This window comes from Paenibacillus sp. ALJ109b (genome assembly GCF_010747435.1).
GTDB classification, from domain to species: Bacteria; Bacillota; Bacilli; order Paenibacillales; family Paenibacillaceae; genus Paenibacillus; species Paenibacillus taichungensis.
Genome location: NZ_JAAIFP010000008.1, coordinates 12,618 through 30,626 on the forward strand (window position 1 = coordinate 12,618; position 18,009 = coordinate 30,626).

At 47.8% G+C, this 18,009-nt stretch carries 15 protein-coding genes; 9 read left to right on the forward strand and 6 right to left on the reverse strand.

Translation table 11 applies throughout. The features are described from left to right. The first annotated feature begins 26 nt into the window (after positions 1-26). Positions 27-827, forward strand: coding sequence for an ABC transporter ATP-binding protein (locus G3352_RS09785; RefSeq protein ID WP_163756066.1), 801 nt, complete (start codon positions 27-29; stop codon positions 825-827). 271 nt (positions 828-1,098) lie between these two features. On the opposite strand, the gene G3352_RS09790 is transcribed toward G3352_RS09785, so the two are convergent. Both G3352_RS09790 and G3352_RS09795 read right to left on the reverse strand, forming a co-directional pair. Next, entirely contained in the window at positions 1,099-1,371 is a 273-nt protein-coding gene (locus tag G3352_RS09790; RefSeq protein ID WP_053783990.1) for an HU family DNA-binding protein, read from the reverse strand. Between the two features lie 74 nt (positions 1,372-1,445). After that, positions 1,446-1,646, reverse strand: coding sequence for a cold-shock protein (locus G3352_RS09795; RefSeq protein ID WP_062320808.1), 201 nt, complete (start codon positions 1,644-1,646; stop codon positions 1,446-1,448). Positions 1,647-1,816: 170 nt separating this feature from the next. Between G3352_RS09795 and G3352_RS09800 the strand changes: the two genes are divergently transcribed. Beyond that, positions 1,817-2,743, forward strand: a complete 927-nt coding sequence (locus G3352_RS09800; RefSeq protein WP_163756068.1) for a tyrosine-type recombinase/integrase — start codon at positions 1,817-1,819, stop codon at positions 2,741-2,743. A gap of 63 nt (positions 2,744-2,806) precedes the next feature. Here G3352_RS09800 and G3352_RS09805 read toward each other — a convergent pair whose 3' ends face one another. Next, positions 2,807-3,328, reverse strand: coding sequence for a hypothetical protein (locus G3352_RS09805; RefSeq protein WP_163756070.1), 522 nt, complete (start codon positions 3,326-3,328; stop codon positions 2,807-2,809). Between the two features lie 216 nt (positions 3,329-3,544). On the opposite strand from G3352_RS09805, the gene G3352_RS09810 reads away from it, so the two are divergent. The 6 genes from G3352_RS09810 (at position 3,545) to mglC (ending at position 11,940) form a co-directional block, all read left to right on the forward strand. After that, entirely contained in the window at positions 3,545-5,164 is a 1,620-nt protein-coding gene (locus tag G3352_RS09810; protein WP_163756072.1) for a response regulator, read from the forward strand. Further along, positions 5,161-6,975, forward strand: a complete 1,815-nt coding sequence (locus tag G3352_RS09815) for a cache domain-containing sensor histidine kinase (RefSeq protein ID WP_163756074.1) — start codon at positions 5,161-5,163, stop codon at positions 6,973-6,975. The genes G3352_RS09810 and G3352_RS09815 overlap by 4 nt, the downstream gene beginning before the upstream one ends. Continuing rightward, positions 6,965-8,143, forward strand: a complete 1,179-nt coding sequence (locus G3352_RS09820) for a sugar ABC transporter substrate-binding protein (RefSeq protein ID WP_163756076.1) — start codon at positions 6,965-6,967, stop codon at positions 8,141-8,143. Before G3352_RS09815 ends, G3352_RS09820 begins: the two co-directional genes overlap by 11 nt. Before the next feature lie 121 nt (positions 8,144-8,264). Then, positions 8,265-9,326 carry a galactose ABC transporter substrate-binding protein gene (locus G3352_RS09825; RefSeq protein WP_163756078.1) on the forward strand — a complete coding sequence of 354 codons (1,062 nt, stop codon included), beginning with the start codon at positions 8,265-8,267 and terminating at the stop codon, positions 9,324-9,326. A 74-nt stretch (positions 9,327-9,400) separates the two neighbouring features. After that, positions 9,401-10,906: a sugar ABC transporter ATP-binding protein gene (locus tag G3352_RS09830; RefSeq protein ID WP_163756080.1), complete on the forward strand. Its 1,506-nt coding sequence runs from the start codon at positions 9,401-9,403 to the stop codon at positions 10,904-10,906. 14 nt (positions 10,907-10,920) lie between these two features. Beyond that, on the forward strand, positions 10,921-11,940 hold the full coding sequence (mglC, locus tag G3352_RS09835; protein WP_163756082.1) for a galactose/methyl galactoside ABC transporter permease MglC: 1,020 nt from the start codon (positions 10,921-10,923) through the stop codon (positions 11,938-11,940). A gap of 254 nt (positions 11,941-12,194) precedes the next feature. Here the strand turns inward: mglC and G3352_RS09840 are convergent, their stop codons facing one another. After that, positions 12,195-12,530, reverse strand: coding sequence for a hypothetical protein (locus tag G3352_RS09840; RefSeq protein WP_163756084.1), 336 nt, complete (start codon positions 12,528-12,530; stop codon positions 12,195-12,197). 260 nt (positions 12,531-12,790) lie between these two features. On the opposite strand from G3352_RS09840, the gene G3352_RS09845 reads away from it, so the two are divergent. Beyond that, on the forward strand, positions 12,791-14,362 hold the full coding sequence (locus G3352_RS09845) for an ATP-binding protein (RefSeq protein WP_240343010.1): 1,572 nt from the start codon (positions 12,791-12,793) through the stop codon (positions 14,360-14,362). 101 nt (positions 14,363-14,463) lie between these two features. On the opposite strand, the gene G3352_RS09850 is transcribed toward G3352_RS09845, so the two are convergent. Both G3352_RS09850 and G3352_RS09855 read right to left on the reverse strand, forming a co-directional pair. Then, a complete protein-coding gene (locus tag G3352_RS09850; RefSeq protein WP_163756086.1) occupies positions 14,464-16,290 on the reverse strand; it encodes an ABC transporter ATP-binding protein in 1,827 nt (608 codons plus the stop codon). Then, entirely contained in the window at positions 16,283-18,004 is a 1,722-nt protein-coding gene (locus tag G3352_RS09855) for an ABC transporter ATP-binding protein (RefSeq protein ID WP_163756088.1), read from the reverse strand. Before G3352_RS09855 ends, G3352_RS09850 begins: the two co-directional genes overlap by 8 nt. Positions 18,005-18,009: the final 5 nt, after the last annotated feature.

Genomic DNA, 18,009 nt, shown 5'->3' on the forward strand with positions numbered 1-18,009 from the left:
AGGCTCCCCGAAAGGAGTGAGGTAGTATGGCGATAGGCAAGGTGCTGATCAGCGGCCGCCATCTGACCAAGGTGTACGGTACAGGCAATCGCAAAAAGGCAGCGGTGGACGATGTGAGCTTTGATTTTCATGAAGGGGAGATTATCTCCATTGTCGGAGAGAGCGGCAGTGGCAAGACGACACTCGCGAAAATGATCATGGGTTTGCTCAAGGAAACGGGTGGAGCGATCGAGTACGATGGCAAGCCCAGACAACTGAAGCGGTACCGTGAGCGTAAAGCCTATTGGAAGGATATCCAGGCCATTTTCCAGGACCCGTTCTCTTCGTTCAACGTATTTCACCGGGTGGAAAAGCTGCTGGTGGACTGTATCAAACTTCAAGGATTGAAGCTGAACAAGGACGAGGAATATGCCAAAATGAAGGAAGCCTGTTCCTTCGTCAACCTGAAGTTCGAAGAGTTATACAACAAATATCCGTTTGAACTGTCCGGTGGACAGATGCAACGGCTCATGATTGCCCGCATTTTCATGCTGCATCCTAAGGTGTTGATCGCCGATGAACCGACGTCCATGGTGGACGCGTGCTCGCGTTCAACGATTCTGGATATGCTGCTGAAGCTGCGCGACGAGAACCGCATGACCATTGTGTTTATTACGCACGACGTGGGTCTGGCTTATTATGTGAGCGACACGATCTGTATTATGGAGCATGGACGAATGGTGGAGGCAGGGAGAGCAGAGGAAGTTATACACCATGCGGAGCATCCTTATACCAAACAATTAATTAATGACGTACCCAAAATTCATTCTCCCTGGGTGCTCGATTGACACAAATCAAGCCCTGGACCGTTTTGAGCGGAACAGGGCTTCTTATTGTCCAAGATGAAAGGTTCGTTTTAGCGAGTGGGTGGTTGTGGCGTCTGTGCAGACTCTGTTGATGGGGGTGTTGAATGGGTGTGATCTTCCGCGTTATTCTGGTTTGTCTGCTTGCCGGAATAAAAGTTAATGATATCATCAACCGTAGAAAACACGACATTTACATCAAAATGTTCGTTGTGTGTTTGAATAAAAACCTCTTTTCCAATCTTGTTGTTGCTGTTTAGTTTAAAGCTTCTTTCATGGTTAATCCTGCAGTGAATACGGGAACTTTACCTGCTGGAAGTTGAATTTCCTTACCAGTTCGACGGCTTTTACCCATACGTGCTTCACGATTACGCACTTCGAATTTGCCGAATCCAACCAGTTGAACCTCTTTGCCTTCTTTTAATGCTTCCAAAATCGAATCCAGTACAACCGTTACGGCCTTTTCAGCGTTCTTTTTGGAGAATCCGCCGTTTTTGGCTACTTCTGTGATCAATTGTTCTTTATCCATTTGTCATACCTCGCTTTTCGTTATTGGATGAAATAAAACAAAAAGCTGCCTTGTACAAGGCAGCTTTAATATAATTAAACTTTAGTAACGTTCTCAGCCTGTGGACCACGGTTACCTTGAGTTACTTCGAATTGGACGCGTTGTCCTTCATCCAATGTTTTGAAACCGTCGCCTTGAATTGCACTGAAATGAACGAATACGTCTGTTCCTTCTTCAGTTTCGATAAAGCCAAATCCTTTGTCCGCGTTAAACCATTTCACTGTACCTGTTTGCATGTAGTTCCTCCAAAAAATAAGTTTTTAAACGACCATTTTGAAAAGGCTAATTTTAGAAATCAACGCTAATCAGGTATATTCAACCCACAGACTTGATGTCCGCTAATGTATCGATTAATATGATAATACCATGTCCGCTAATATAAGTCAAGATTTGGAGGTTTTTTCTAATGGATAAGGTATCTGGTACTTCGGTACAAGGGGAAATGGTTGTTCAGGAATTCATACATATGCTTACGATCCAGGGAGAATTGACTCCCAAAACCTTGAAGGAATATGCGAGTGATTTGAAGCATTTTACCGAATGGTATAAAGGGAATGATTCTCGGGGTGAAGAGATTTCATTTCATATCGAAGAAGTGCATACATCGACTTTGGTCCGTTACCGGGAAGATTCACAAAAGGTAATGCAATTGAAGCCGTCTACCATTAATCGCAGACTGATTACATTGAAGCGTTTTTTCAAGTGGACTGCATCGGAATCCAGGATCAACAGTGATCCTTCCAAACCTTTGAAATTCATTCAGGAAGACAAGGTTAGCCCCCGCCGAATGACAACCGAGGAAGAACGATCATTCATATCTGCGGTCGAGGACGGCAACTCGCTTCGGGATCAGACCATCCTTACGCTCATGTATCATACCGGTATGCGAACGATGGAGATATGCAATCTCGCTCCCGATGATATTGAATTGGGCAAACGAAGCGGGCAACTTACCGTGCGGGCCGATAAACGAAACGGTCAACGGAAAATTCCGCTGAACATGACATGTATTGCTTTGTTGAAGATATACATGACTGGCCTCGCAACGGATAGTCCTTACCTGTTTCCTTCCGAGAAAACCAGTAATCGCTTAACAGAGAGGGCGCTGCGCCATTTGATCAAAAAGGTGATGACTACAGCCGGTCTGGAAGGGCTAAGTTCCCATGATCTGCGTCATCGGTTCGGATACGCTATGGCCGAGCATACACCACTACATCAATTGGCAGAAATGATGGGACATATCAATCCGGATACCACGATGATTTATGTGAAGGGTTTAAATGCCAATCTATCTTTATCAGCAGAAGAGGATGGAGAAACGGAACCGGATTAAAGTATATGCAGAACTCTTTATAAGGGATTACGAATGGATATAAGATCAATGCCCTGACCCACTTTAAGTGGATGAGGGCTGTTTGGTTATCCAAGAATGACTTACATCCCATTCAGGTTTGTTGTTTGCATTGATTTGCGATTCTAATGTAATAATGGCATAGTTTCCATCATGCTTTTCCCAATAAAGTATTGCCTTTGTATGATCAGGATGTAAAAGCAAGGCAGGCATGATATCCCCGGTTTCCAGCATGGTTCTTCGTTCGTTACTATAAAAGGCAGTGATGAAGGAAGAGTGCTCTTGATGGGGAATGGTGTTTAATGAATCCTCCAAGCTGTAAAACAGTTTCCACTCAGTTATATTCTCCTTCTCACTATTCCCATTCAAAGTGTTACGTATTGCGTCTATTCCTCTGCTCCATGATTTTGTTAACTTCTCCTGAAGTTCTTGAGGCTGGTTCTCCCAGCGTGAAGACTCGGTGGATGCTTCAGATCGATCGGTTCGAATCGCCTCCGTGATTGCACCACTGCAAATTAATATTGCGGCAATACCGGTCGTTATCATTCCGGATTTCAAGTAATTCATCAGTTAATAGACTCCTATCCTATTTCATAGTTAACCACTTTCAATAATTTACCATATGTTTGTTTGTGAGAACACATTATATCAATCTTATCATCTTAAAAGTAAGCGATTACATAATTAAATTTATATTGTATATTATGATGGCAACCTTGGATCATATCGACATATACATTATTGCTTGGGCTTATGGCCCCTTAAATAAAGGAGGAATCTGACGTGTACCGGGTATTGCTGGTGGATGATGAAGAGGATGTACGCGAAGGGTTGGTCGTAGAGGTAGATTGGGAAGCACTCGATCTGCGCATAGTTGGTCTGGCGGAGAATGGACGTGAAGCACTGGAGATGGCAGAACGAGTGGAGCCGGATATTGTGGTAACGGATATCAGCATGCCATTTATGGATGGACTTGAACTTGCCAAAAGGTTGCGGGAACGCAATCCGCTTGTGAAAGTGGTGATTTTGACCGGATATGATGAATTCGACTACGCCCGGCAAGCAGTCTCGCTGAGTGTGGATGAATATTTATTGAAGCCTTTCTCGGCGGGACATCTGACAGAACTGCTTACAAGATTGCGTGCGCAGATGGCGGCTGAAGTGGCCGAACGAGAGGATGTACAGCAGCTGCGCGACCATTATTATACAAGCCTGCCCTTGTTACAGGCGGACCTGATGGCCACTTTGCTGCATCGGCAAAAATCGCCGGAATATATCCATGGCAAAGCAAAGCAATGTGGACTGGATCTGCACGGTGAACGTTATGGTGTATCCGTATTAACTCTGCATATGGACGGAGAACAATCCGCGGATACGGAGCTAAAGCAGTTTGCTGCGCTAAACATTGCCGCAGAGGTATGGACGGAACATGGGGCAGGACATGCTTTTATGCATCAGGAGACGATTGTGCTGCTCTATGTAGATCGGTGGGGTGGAGAAGATGGAGAGAAACGACAGCAGCAGGCGCTGGAAAATGTAATGCGCAGCATCAATCACTATCTGCGTATCCCTGCCACTGTTGGATCGGGCTCGATCGTGAATACACTGGCAGGTGTGAAGCATGCCTATGAGGATGCACTACTGGCACTGGATTATCGGCTTGTACCGGGGACTGATCCACTTATCTATATTGCAGATGTGGAGCGGCAGACGGCGGGCAAATTACGTTTTGACGAGTTGAAACAGCAAACGCTGACACGTTGTCTGAAAGCGGGTACGCAGGCGGAGCTGGAGGACGCGCTAGAGATCATTTTCCGGGAAATTACGGTTGAGCATGGGCGAAGTGACATTCAACTGTATCTGATTGAAGTTTTAACAAACGTTTGGAAGGCAGCTCAGGCATCGGGTGAGGCCATGGAGGACATTTTTGGGGCAGGGTTCCAGTTGTATACCGATTTGTTCCGTTTGCCTGGGTTGTCTGAGGCACAAGGTAAGGTGCGCGAGGTTTGTCTGCTCGTGCAACATCGCATTGCCAGCGGAAGGCAGCATGTATACAAGGATATTGTGGAACAGGCATTGTCGTTTACCAAAGAACACTACGCCGATCCGGATCTGTCCATTCAGAAAGTATGTGGGCATCTGCATATCAGCTCGGGTTATTTTTGTGGCATTTTCAAAAAAGAAGTACAGCTTACCTTTCTGCAATATCTGATGCAGATCCGGATGGAGGCGGCCAAGGAGTTGCTTCGATCCACGGAGATGAAGTCGTTTGAGATTGCTGGTCAGGTAGGCTTCGCGGAACCGAATTATTTCAGTTTTTGCTTCAAAAAACATATCGGCGTCTCGCCCAAAGAATATCGCAAACAGACTGCACTAACAGCTAGTGAAGGCACAAGTCAATGAGAACGTTTGCCGGATGGATAAGATCCCTTTGGCTCAAGCTTCGGTCCAGGCTGCGTTCATCAAGAGTCAGCAGTATCCGCTTTATTATTACATGGTCCTTCTCTGTCTTCATTGTATTGGTGCTGACCATCATGGCGATGCTGCTGCATGACAAATTCACGCAGGCCGCGGAGCGAAGTGCGGAGCTGACGACGAGACAGATCGTGGATCAGGTCAGTTACAATCTGGAGGATTATGTTCGCAGCATGTCGCATCTGTATCGAGCCATCGAAGAACATATGCTGCGGGACGGTACGTGGGAAGGGGATCAGGTAGATAAACAGCTCGACACGTTGCTCAGCAGCCGCGAAGATATCATCTCCATTACTTTGTTGGATTCAACAGGGCATCTGCTCAAGAATAGACCTTCAGCTGAATTAAAACCGAGTGCCCATGTAACACAGCAAGGGTGGTTTCAATCTGCACTCCGAGTGCCGGATCACCTTAGTTTCTCGCTGCCTCATATTCAGAACATGTACACAGGCCCATACAAATGGGTCGTTTCCATGAGCAAAGGCATTACTGTACGCCAAAATGGTCAGGATCGGCAGGTCATTCTGCTGGTGGATATCAACTTCAAACAAATGGACGAACTGAGCCGCCGGGTCAGTCTGGGGCAGCGGGGATACGTCTACATTATCGACGAAAGTGCGGGCAATATCGTCTACCATCCGCAGCAGCAATTAATGTACATGGGGCTCAAAAGTGAAAATATTGAACAGGCACTGGTTGCAACCGGCAGCTATGAAGATGAGGCGGATGGGCAGAAAAGGTTGAATGCGGTCAAGTCTGTCGCCAATATCGGATGGAAAATCGTAGGTGTGGCCTATTTGGATGAGATCATGACATCCCGCCAGGAGGTCAATGGATATTTGATTCGAGTACTGCTGGTTGTGCTGGTACTGGTCATCCTTGTCTCGCTATTCCTCTCTTCCAGTCTGACACGTCCGATCCGGCGGATGGAACGAAAGATGAAGGCCGTGGAGCGAGGGGATTTTAACGTGGAGCTTCCTATCGAAGGGCCACTGGAAGTGGAACGTTTATCCCGTCGTTTTAACCTGATGGTCTATAAAATCCGGACCTTGATGAATGAAATCATTCATGAACAGGAACAGAAGCGTCGGCTCGAACTGGAAGCTTTGCAGGCTCAGATCAATCCACATTTCCTATACAACACGTTGAATTCAGTCGTGCGTATGGTGGGCATGAGCCGGAATGAGGAAGTCATTACGATGATCACTTCGTTATCCCGATTGTTTCGCATCAGTCTCAGTCAAGGCAAAACGATTATTACGGTCAGGGAAGAACTGGAGCACGCCCACCATTACCTGACGATTCAGCAAATGCGGTTCAAGCGCAAATTCAATTTTAGCATGAAGGCGGATGAAGATACGCTGGACAACCTGACACTTAAGCTGCTGCTTCAGCCACTCATTGAAAATGCGATCGTGCATGGCATTGAATATCATATGGACGAGGGATGTATTGAGATTCGTGTGTACCGGGAGGACGACAAGCTGGTATTTCGTGTTACGGATAATGGGGTCGGCATGACAGAAGAGCAGATGTCGAAACTTCTAATGGATAGTCCTATCGTGAAAAGTGGTGCAGGATCAGGTGTAGCTGTACGCAATGTGCATGATCGGATTCAGCTTTATTATGGTGAAGCTTACGGTCTTAAATTCGAGAGTGAGCTGGAAGAAGGCACAACCGTCTGGATTCGGATTCCGATCCAATCGGAACGAGAGGAGGACGATGCTCATGAAAGCTAATAAGATCAATAGAACGAACTGGATGGGGCATCCTGTTATGAAAATAAACATCTGCCCTCGCGTGGAAGTCATACGGATGAGAGTTCTTCTCCTTCGTTATATGGCCATGACAGTAGCTATTTGTTGCCTGTTGTTATGTGTAGCGTGCGGTATGTCGAATGCTGATCCGGCGGGATCGCCGCCGCGTATTGCACTGATTACGCCAGCGGGAACCGGAGAACTCGCAGAAGCGATACGTCTTGGGGCCGAAGCGGCTGCCAAAGAAGCGGGAGCGGAGCTTATTACGGTGGAGGCTTTTCCCTCGGAGGGGTTAACTTACGCGCCATCCAACCCTGACTTCACAGCAGGACAGGGAAAGGTCAAGCAAGAGCATTTGCAAAATGGGACTTATCCACTGAGCGAGCGTGAACAAGCCCAGGTGGATGCGGTATCACTGGCACTGGAGCAGGGAGCATCGGCCCTGTTGATCGATCCCTTGAGTGAGAAGACACTCAGCGACACCATTCAGAGGGCACAGACTAAAGATGCCAACGGAGTGATTACTCCCGTCATTTTGTTGAATGACGAGTTTCCCGTAAAAGGCATAACAAGTGTTATCTCGATAGATAATGTTGAGGCTGGACGGCAGGCGGGTCAGGCCATGGCTGTGCTTCTGGGAGGACGAGGACGTATAGCCTTGCTTGGCCCTGATCCTGAAAATCCTGTTCTGATGAACCGGGAGCTAGGGGTAGAGGAGTCACTGGCTCAATACCCGGACATTCATGTGCAGGCCCAATCCGTATGCAGCACCCGGGATGCCTGCTGGCAAGCGTCGAAGCAACTGCTTGACCAGCAGCAGCTGGATGGATTGATTGCCCTTCAGGAACCTGCTTCTCTGGGGGCAGCGGATGAACTCAATCGACGTACGTCCGAGAACAATGGGAACAAGGTGAAGATTGTGGGATTTGGCAGTGAACAGCAGCAGTTAGAGCAGTTACAGGAAGGCAGAATTCAGCACTTGATTGTGCAAAACGGATTCAGCGCGGGTTATCTTGGTGTCAATCAGGCCGTTGCACGGTTGAACGATCAACAGGTGCAAGCCAGGGTAACACTGGAAACGAAGCTGGTCAGTACGGACAATATGTTCTGGATGGATAATCAGAAGCTGTTGTTTCCTTTTGTACAGTAAAGGTTCAATTGAGGAAGATTTCGATAAAACAGAGGAAGATATTGTATTCGAATTTATTGTAAACCCTTTCATAATAAAGACATCGGTAAAGCCGAATGAACTTGGGGGAGGTCATTAGGATATGAAGAAAACGTGGATGACATTGTTGCTTACAGCGTGTATGGTTGCGGCGGCGGGGTGCAGCAGTGGCGGAGACAACGCAGGTGGAAGTACAGGAACAGATACAGGAGGTCAGACGGCCGCAGGAACGGAAACGCCGAAGATTGGCGTGGCGATCTATAAGTTCGATGACACGTTCATGACGGGTGTACGGAATGCAATGACCGCAGCAGCGGAAGGCAAAGCCACACTCGATATCGTGGATAGCCAGAACGCACAGCCAACCCAGAATGAGAAAGTCGATCTGTTTGTATCCAAGAAATACAACGCAATGGCCGTGAATCCGGTTGACCGGACTGCAGCAGGAGTCATTATTGACAAAGCCAAAGCGGCCAGCATTCCAGTTGTCTTTCTGAACCGTGAGCCGGTTGCCGAAGACATGAACAAGTGGGATAAAGTGTATTACGTTGGAGCCAAGGCGGAAGAGTCCGGCACGATCTCCGGTCAGCTCATTGTGGACTACTGGAAGGCCCACCCGGAAGCAGATAAAAACGGGGACGGCAAACTGCAATACGTCATGCTGAAAGGCGAGCCTGGCCACCAGGATGCTGAGCTGCGGACTAAATATTCTGTACAGGCAATTCAGGATGCCGGAATTGAAGTGGAAGCGCTGGCGGAAGACACGGCGATGTGGGATCGGGTCAAAGGCCAGGAGAAAATGCAGGCGTTCCTTGCCTCCCACGGAGACAAAATTGAAGCAGTATTGGCTAACAATGATGACATGGCACTTGGAGCCATTGAAGCGTTGAAAGCAGCCGGATACTTCAAAGACGGCAAAACGATGCCTGTTGTGGGCGTGGATGCAACTGCTCCGGCCATTCAGGCCCTACAGGACGGTACGATGCTGGGCACGGTGTTGAATGATGCCAAGAACCAAGGCGCAGCAACGGTTGCACTCGCTTCCGTACTCGCGAAAGGTGAGACACCAACGAAGGAAAATACGGGTTATGACATTACGGACGGCAAATATGTTTGGATTGCCTACAAAAAAATTACGAAAGACAACATTGCCGACGCCCAATAACAGCAGCAAACAGGGACGTCCGTCATGAGATGGCGTCCTTTTTTTGCCGGGTTTAAGGAAGGGGAGGATGAAAGATGGAATCACCTTACCTGCTGGAGATGGACGGAATATCCAAAGCATTTCCGGGTGTGCAGGCACTAAGTCAGGTCACATTGAAGGTAAAGCCGGGTACGGTTCATGCGCTGATGGGAGAGAACGGAGCGGGCAAATCCACGCTGATGAAATGCCTATTCGGTATGTACCGCCCGGATGAAGGGACGATTCGGATGGACGGCAATGAGGTGGACATTCCGAGTTCGAAAGCGGCGCTTCAGCATGGCATATCGATGATTCATCAGGAGCTGAACCCGGTGCCACATCGTCCGGTGATGGAAAACATCTGGCTGGGACGCTTTCCAATGAGGGGGTTGTTGGTGGATGAGAAACGAATGTATGCCGATACACTGGCTCTGTTCAAGGACTTGAATCTGGACATTGATCCGAAGGCTCAGGCGGGGACTTTATCCGTTTCCAAAATACAGTCGATGGAAATCGCCAAAGCGGTCTCTTTTCAATCTAAAGTCATCGTGATGGATGAGCCAACATCCTCGCTCACGGGCAAGGAAGTGGACCAGCTCTTCGCCATTATTAATCAGCTGCGCAGTCGCGGGGTGTCTATTATCTACATTTCGCACAAGATGGAGGAAATTCTGACGATCTCGGATGAGGTCACGATTATGCGGGATGGTTTTGTGGTCGGTACCTGGGATGCTGCCGATTTAACGACCGATCTGATCATTACCCGCATGGTTGGACGTGATCTGGATGAACGGTTCCCGGAACGGACGAACGTACCTGGAGAAGTGATTTTGAAGGCAGAAGGCTTAACCTCAAGCCAGCCGAATTCGTTCCGTGATGTGACGTTTGAATTGAGGAAAGGCGAAGTGCTTGGCATCGGCGGCCTTGTTGGGGCACAGCGGACGGAATTGATCGAGTCATTGTTCGGCTTGCGCGGACTTGCTTCAGGGACGATCTCCATTCATGGACGCAAGGTGAAGATCAAGTCACCTGCCGCAGCAAAGCGTCATAACATTGCCCTGCTTACCGAGGAGCGAAGAGTCACAGGAATTTTTCCAGTGTTGTCTGTGTATGAAAATACGATTATTGCGAGTCTCGGACGTTACCGGAATCGGATTGGTCTGCTGGATGAGAAGAAAGGCCGAGATGAGGCACGCGAGCAAACTCAGAAGTTTAGAACTAAAACGCCTTCAGTTAACACGCTGATTCGAAACCTTTCTGGTGGTAATCAACAGAAGGTACTTCTGGCCAGATGGTTGTTGACTGACCCTGAAATTCTACTGCTCGATGAACCGACACGTGGGATTGATGTGGGTGCCAAATTTGAAATCTACACCATTATTACGGAACTGGCCCGCCAGGGCAAAAGCATTATTATGATCAGCTCGGAGATGCCCGAACTGCTGGGCATGTCGGATCGAATTATGGTCATGAGCGAAGGGCGGCTCACCGGAATCGTGGACGGTGCCGAGGCAACAGAGCAGGATATCATGAGGCTGGCCGCACAGCAGCGGATGGCTTAGTCAGGAGGGAACATATGAATACACAGGTTATCAATCAGGTGAAGCAGTATGTGGCGCAGCGCGCGATCTTTATTGTGCTGATCCTGCTCGTCATTGGCATTGCCATTGCCGATCCGCACTTTCTTGCTTTCTCTACACTTCGGGATATATTACAACAGTCCTCCACACGGGCTATCATTGCGCTGGGGGCGGCGTTTATCCTGGTAACGGGCGGGGTCGATTTGTCGGCAGGACGGGTCGTTGGGCTAACGGCTGTTGTATCCGCATCCATGCTGCAAATCGACGAATATGCCAATCGATTCTTTCCTGATCTGCCACAGTATTGGGTAGGATTGCCAATCGCTATCGGGATCATCGCAGGCCTGGCAGTGGGACTCGTCAACGGCATTATTGTAGCCAAATTACATGTTCCGCCCTTTATCGCGACACTGGGTACGATGGTTGCGGTATATGGTTTGAACTCGATTTATTTTGATACAGAGCCCAATCAGTCACAACCCATTGGTGGACTGAGACCCGATTTTACCGTTATTGGTTCCGGTTACATTGATCTTGGCGGTGGTTATTCCATTCCGTATATTGTATTGATTGCTATTGGGGTGGCATTGATCTGCTGGGTCGTCTTCAACAAGACCCGCCTTGGGAAGAATATGTATGCCATCGGTGGTAACATTCAGGCTGCGCATGTGTCCGGCATTCATGTGGCACGCAACCTGATTGCGTTGTATGCCATTGCAGGTGCCCTGTATGGACTGGGCGGTGTGCTGGAAGCCGCACGTACGGGCGGAGCAACGAACAATTACGGTAACATGTATGAGTTGGATGCTATTGCGGCCTGTGTCGTGGGGGGCGTCTCCACAGCGGGTGGAATTGGTACGGTTCCCGGTGTTATGGCAGGGGTGCTGATCTTTGGAGTCATCAACTATGGACTGACCTTTATCGGTGTAAGTCCTTACTGGCAGCTAATTATTAAAGGGTTGATTATTGTGGCTGCGGTGGCATTTGATATCCGCAAGTATATGGCGAAAAAATAGAAGGTATATAAGTTGATTTTGAAAGGTTACACCTGTCACTCCGATTGCAGTACCATCTTTCGATCTCTCTTATCCCCAGATTTTCTTGATTCCCTATAAGGTTGGAAAAAATCCGGTGATAAAGGAGAACGCTACTGCTTCTTCAGATTGGTTCTGCACTCTCCGTTATGGTATAAACTCAAATTCAGCTTATTTAGAAAGGTAAAATAAAGAAGCCAGCACTCTGGAATGACAAGAGTGCTGGCTTCTTTATTTTATGAATTTACAAACCTGTCCACAATATCAACCACAGGACCAACGATGCAGAGGAGCAGCATAAATCCAGCTACGTTAAAGGCCACCCTTGTACCATAGTGAGACCGATACTTGCTAGCGATAATTACAGCAGGTATCCAGAAGATTGCCGTCGCCACAAAGGGAAGGTGGAGTCCCTGGTCACCGTTACTAAAAATCGGCAATTTCAGTAGCTCAAACAGATAATAACCAAACCTGAAATTCTCTGCTCCCCAACCATAATTAAAAGCAAATCCCAGAATAAGTACCAGCAAAGAAAGTGTCCCGATGCCCAAAGGTTTTCTTTGTTGTATCATGTTAATCCCTCCATGTCCAAGGTGACATCCTAAATAAACCCATTAAATGTATTGTAACACAGTAATGACCATTGTGATTGGATCATTATTTCATAATATGCACTTTCCTATAAACCGTTTGTCCTATTTTAATTATAAATTTATACATTCATGTGAATTTGACGAACCTCCAATAATCGACAACATCAGCTAATCATTATCGATATAATACATGTGAATAGGATCTTAGATGTGAGTATTGTCAAAGGGGGCGAGGCTGTTTGCTGAGTTACACGATGAAAATGGTTGTTTTCCCGCTCGGATGTCTGCTTGTTATCCTGTCCTCTTATTTTCTAGGGCTTACTCCCCATCTCACGTTAATGATATGTGCTGGTGTGTTATTTGTAGCAAGTATATACGGGGAAAAACAGTATCCTGTACTGCGCAACACCCATTGGATTTTTCTTGGCATATTCCATTATTTCAGTGAACTTAACTGGTGCAATATGTTATATTACCTGCTCATCATGTCGCTGATTAAGGATAAACAGCGTGTCACGCAGATGTTACCCATTTCGATGTTGCTTGTGTTTGAATATACCGTGATTAGGCTTTCGTATGTAACGATAGATACATATAATTTGCTGGTGTCCATGTTTGACATGTTAACTGCCATTGTCATTATCTTTTTGTATCATACCTTGATTAACAGCGAAGCAGAGAAGCGCAAACTTCGGGAGAAAAATCATTTTCTAACCCTCCATGATCCGCTCACCGGATTGCTAAACTACGAGGGGTATATGAACGTACTGAAGGAAACGGCGGACGATCAACGATCATTTTTGCTGATTATCATGAACATTCAGAATTTCAATGGGTTTGATCAAGAGGTCGAAGACAACTGGAGTCATGTAATCAAAGCGACAGGCGAGAGTGTTTCGAAACAGTTTGCAGATGCATATGGCGTATCTCGGTATGCGGGAGATCGGTATGCTGTCGTTTTGCCTGAAATACAAAATATCGAAGAACGCATGGTGTCACTGCTGTCCGGGGAGTTAAGGGGCTTACAAGTAAACTACAGCATTTCCCTATATCCGGGAATGTCCGAGACGTTGCAGCACTTTATTACGGTAGCGGAGGACAGTTTTTTTCAGCAGCAGCGCAGCAAATGGTTGAAAAATGAAGAAGAGGTTTTCCGCTCGGAAAGACTACGGGCTGTAGGTGAGCTTGCGGCTGGCATGGCTCATGAAATCCGTAATCCTCTCACTGCCATTCGAGGATTCTTGCAGTTATCACGAGGACAGGCATTTAATATAGCACCGTGGTATGAGGTCATTATGGGTGAGGTAGCACGGGTAACGGATCTGACGGCCGAGTTTTTACAGTTTTCCAAACCACAGGCCAATCACATGAAGCCCGAACGAGTGGCCCATTGTCTTGAACGAGTCATGTCTTTAACCGAATCGGATGCAGCATCGCGAGGGCATCGGATTACACTTGAAATGACTGTTGAACCAGTTGTGGTCAACATGGATCGGGACAAGATCGTGCAGGTCCTGATTAACCTGATCCGCAATGCTTTTGAAGCAATGGAAGACCCGGGTGAAGTGCATATTGATCTGTTACATGATGGAGATAAAGCGCTTATCTCGATTACCGATACGGGCAGCGGTATCCCGGAGAATTCTCTGGCTACGATCTTTAATCCGTTTTATACGACCAAGGAAGAAGGTACTGGACTTGGGCTGGCACTCTGTCAGAAAATCGTCCAGGATCATCATGGGAGAATTACCGTTCGTAGTGAAATAGGGATTGGCTCAACATTCACCCTTTATTTACCTATGGGGGCATAATTCTAATAATAAATAAACGCCGCATTTGGGTTCCAGAAGAACCGTTTTGCGGCGTTTTTGTTGTGTTTCTGTGTTTTAATCATCAATGAACACGAACCCAATCAGGTAAGCTGTCCCTGATGCAACTGATAATAGAAACCTTGCTGTTGCATCAACTCATCATGGCTACCTCGTTCGGCGATCTTGCCGTCATCAATAACCAGGATCTGATCGGCTTCACGAATCGTACTCAGCCTGTGGGCAATGACGAAGCTGGTGCGATCCTTCATCAAGGTGCGCATCGCTTCCTGAATCTGCATTTCGGTGCGTGTGTCGATGCTACTGGTCGCTTCATCCAGAATAAGAATTGCAGGGTCAGCGAGAATAGCACGAGCGATGGTTAATAGTTGTCGCTGTCCCTGACTCAGATTGCTGCCACCAGAAATGATCGGGGTATCATAAGCCTGCGATAATTTGCGGATGAAGGAGTGGGCATTTGCCAACTTCGCCGCTTGCTGGATCTGTTCGTCCGTTGCATCCGGTTTGCCGTAGGCAATATTGTCCCGAATGGTACCGGAGAACAGATAGGCATCCTGTAACACAATGCCAAGTTCGCGCCTTAGCTGATCTTTCTCCAGTTCGGAGATGTCACAGCCATCAATGGTAATTCGTCCACCCGTAATCTCGTAAAAACGAGGCAGTAGGTTGATGATCGTTGTTTTACCCGCCCCAGTCGGGCCGACAAGTGCAATCATCTCGCCTGGCTTGGCGGTGAAGCTGACCTTTTTCAAGATCTCCCTCTCGGAGTTATACCCAAAGGATACATCTTCAAATACAACTTTACCCTGAATCTGCTGCAGTTGTTTCTTCTGTTCTTCCACGTATTCACTTGGTGTATCAATAATGTGGAATACGCGCTCGGCACCTGCTATAGCTGCCTGAATCAGATTGTACTGGTTCGCCAAATCATTGATGGGCCGCTCAATCTGGCGGGAGTAAGCAAGGAAACTTACAATCAGCCCGATGGACGTCAGATCATGATAAGCCATCCATCCACCTACGGCTGCCAGTATGGCAAAGCCGATATTGTTCATAACGTTCATCGTTGGCCCGACCAGACCTGATACGCTTTGAGCTTGGGTACTGGAAGTGCGAAGCTTTTCGTTCAAATTCTGAAAATGTTTTTGTGCCTGCTCCTGGCGGTTATAGGCTGCAACCACCTTTTGTCCGGCAATGGTTTCCTGGGCGTAGCCATTAAGCTCACCAAGCAACTTTTGCTGGGCGGTAAAATGTTTTCGTGTTCTAGAAGCGATCAGCCGAGTGGCGATCGTAATCAGGGGAACCGTGATCAGACTGAGCAGTGTCAGACGGACATCCAGGGCTAACATAATCGACAGGGAGCCAACCAGCAAGATGGCGCTGGACATCAGTTGAGTTACACTTTGATTCAGTGTCGTGGACACGTTATCGATATCATTGGTAGCCCGGCTCATCAGATCTCCGCTCTGATTTTTGTCAAAAAAGCTGATCGGCAGCTGCTGCAGCCGTGAAAATAGAGCATGGCGCAAATCCTTCACAGTCAGTTGAGAGACACCGATCATGACATAGGATTGAGCCCACATCATGAACGAGCCGAGAACGTATACGGTCAGCAATAACATGCAGTCTTTCAACAGACCGTCCGTAATTTTGGGAACGATATGTTCATTAACCGCACGGCCGAGCAGATAAGGTCCTGCCAGATTAAGTAACGTTCCAAGAGCCGTCAGTACCAGAGCGGTGATAACCCCTTTACGATGACGTCCCATGTATGACCACACTCGAATGATGGCGTGCCGGGCGTTCTTGGCTCTTACTTTGGGAACCGGACCTCGGCCGGGTGGCCCGGGTCTTCCGATCATCGGTGGGACAACGGTCTGATGGTTGGAGGAAGAAGCGTTTTTAGCCAAATTGAACATCCTCCTTCCGTTGCTGCGAATAATAGATGGATTGGTAATGTGGCGAATGGGCCATGAGATGTTCATGTGTACCACTTGCCACGATCTCTCCTTCATCAAGCACGTAAATACAGTCTGCATCTTTTACAGAAGAGATCCGTTGTGCAATCAAGAAGGTCGTACTATTTTTCATTAGTGAATGCAGCGCCTTCTGAATGCTTGCTTCGGTACGCAGATCAACGGCACTGGTGCTGTCGTCCAGAATCAGAACCTCCGGTTGCATGAGCAGGGCACGGGCAATAGAAATCCGCTGTTTCTGCCCACCTGAGAGATTGACCCCACGCTGGCCCAACTCCGTGTTATATCCATCTTTCAGATTCATAATAAAATCATCAGCCGCCGCCGCTTGAGCTGCGGCACGTAGTTCAGCCTCCGTTGCATCAGGTCTGCCGAAGCAGATGTTATCCCGGATGCTGCCACTAAACAGGATGGATTCCTGTAATACGATGGACACACGGCTGCGAAGATCCTGGAGATCCCAGTTACGCACGTTCACTCCATTCACGAGCACTTCACCCTGTGAGGCATCATACAAGCGGGGGATCAGCTGTACAAGTGATGTTTTGCCTGATCCTGTAGAGCCGAGCAGAGCTACCTTTTCTCCCGGCCGAGCCGTCAGTGTAATTCCAGAGAGGGTATGTTCTCCATCATAGCGGAAATAGACATCCTTGAATTCCACCTGACCTGCTCCTTTACGAGACATATCATCTCCCGATTGAATATCAGGCTGGGTGTGAAGCACCTCGTTGATGCGTGTTGCAGATACTTTGGCGCGGGAGAAGCTCATCATCATCATGCCGATTGAAGTGAGCGACGAGAGTACAACCGTTACGTAGTTGATAAAAGCAATCAAATCTCCGGCGGCAATATCGCCTCCTACTACCTGAAAGCCCCCAAACCACAGCACCGCTACAATGGTTGCATTCAGCATCAGGCTTAATACCGGTGCATTCAGAGATACGATGCGCCAGGCTTTCACTGCCGTATGGGTATAATCTTCATTGGCTTGTTGGAAACGTTTCTTCTCCTGACGCGCACGTGCAAAAGCTTTGACGACACGAATGCCGGCCAGATTCTCTTGAAGAACCGCGTTCACCTTGTCGAGTTTGTTCTGAACGCTGGCGAACAGCGGATAGGAAGCGGATATCAGGATATATAAGATGATAAACAGAATCGGCACGGACAAAATGAGAATGAGCGCCAGTTTGACACTGATCGTAAACGCCATAATAATACTGCCGATAATCAGCATCGGCGAACGGATAAACATACGCAGAAGCATCTGTACAAAGGTCTGCATCTGGGTGATATCACTCGTCAGGCGAGTGATAAGCGAGCCCTCCTGGAAGGTATCCAGATTACGGAATGAGAACTTCTGGATATGATCAAACAATTCCTGGCGCAGATCAGTGCCATATCCAACGGCAGCTTTGCTTGAAAACAGCGTACAGCCTGCACCGCCAACCCATCCGATTAACGCAAAAAGAAGCATAAATAAACCTGTAGTCACGATGTGGGACAGGTTCCCTGCAAGAACACCATCATCCACAATGCTGGACATCAGCTTGGGTTGAAGCAGGTCCATGGCAACCTCAAGGACCATGAGCAGCGGAGCAAGAATGGCCGCTGACTTATACGGGGTAAGAAATCGTTTTAACGTCCACAATGGGA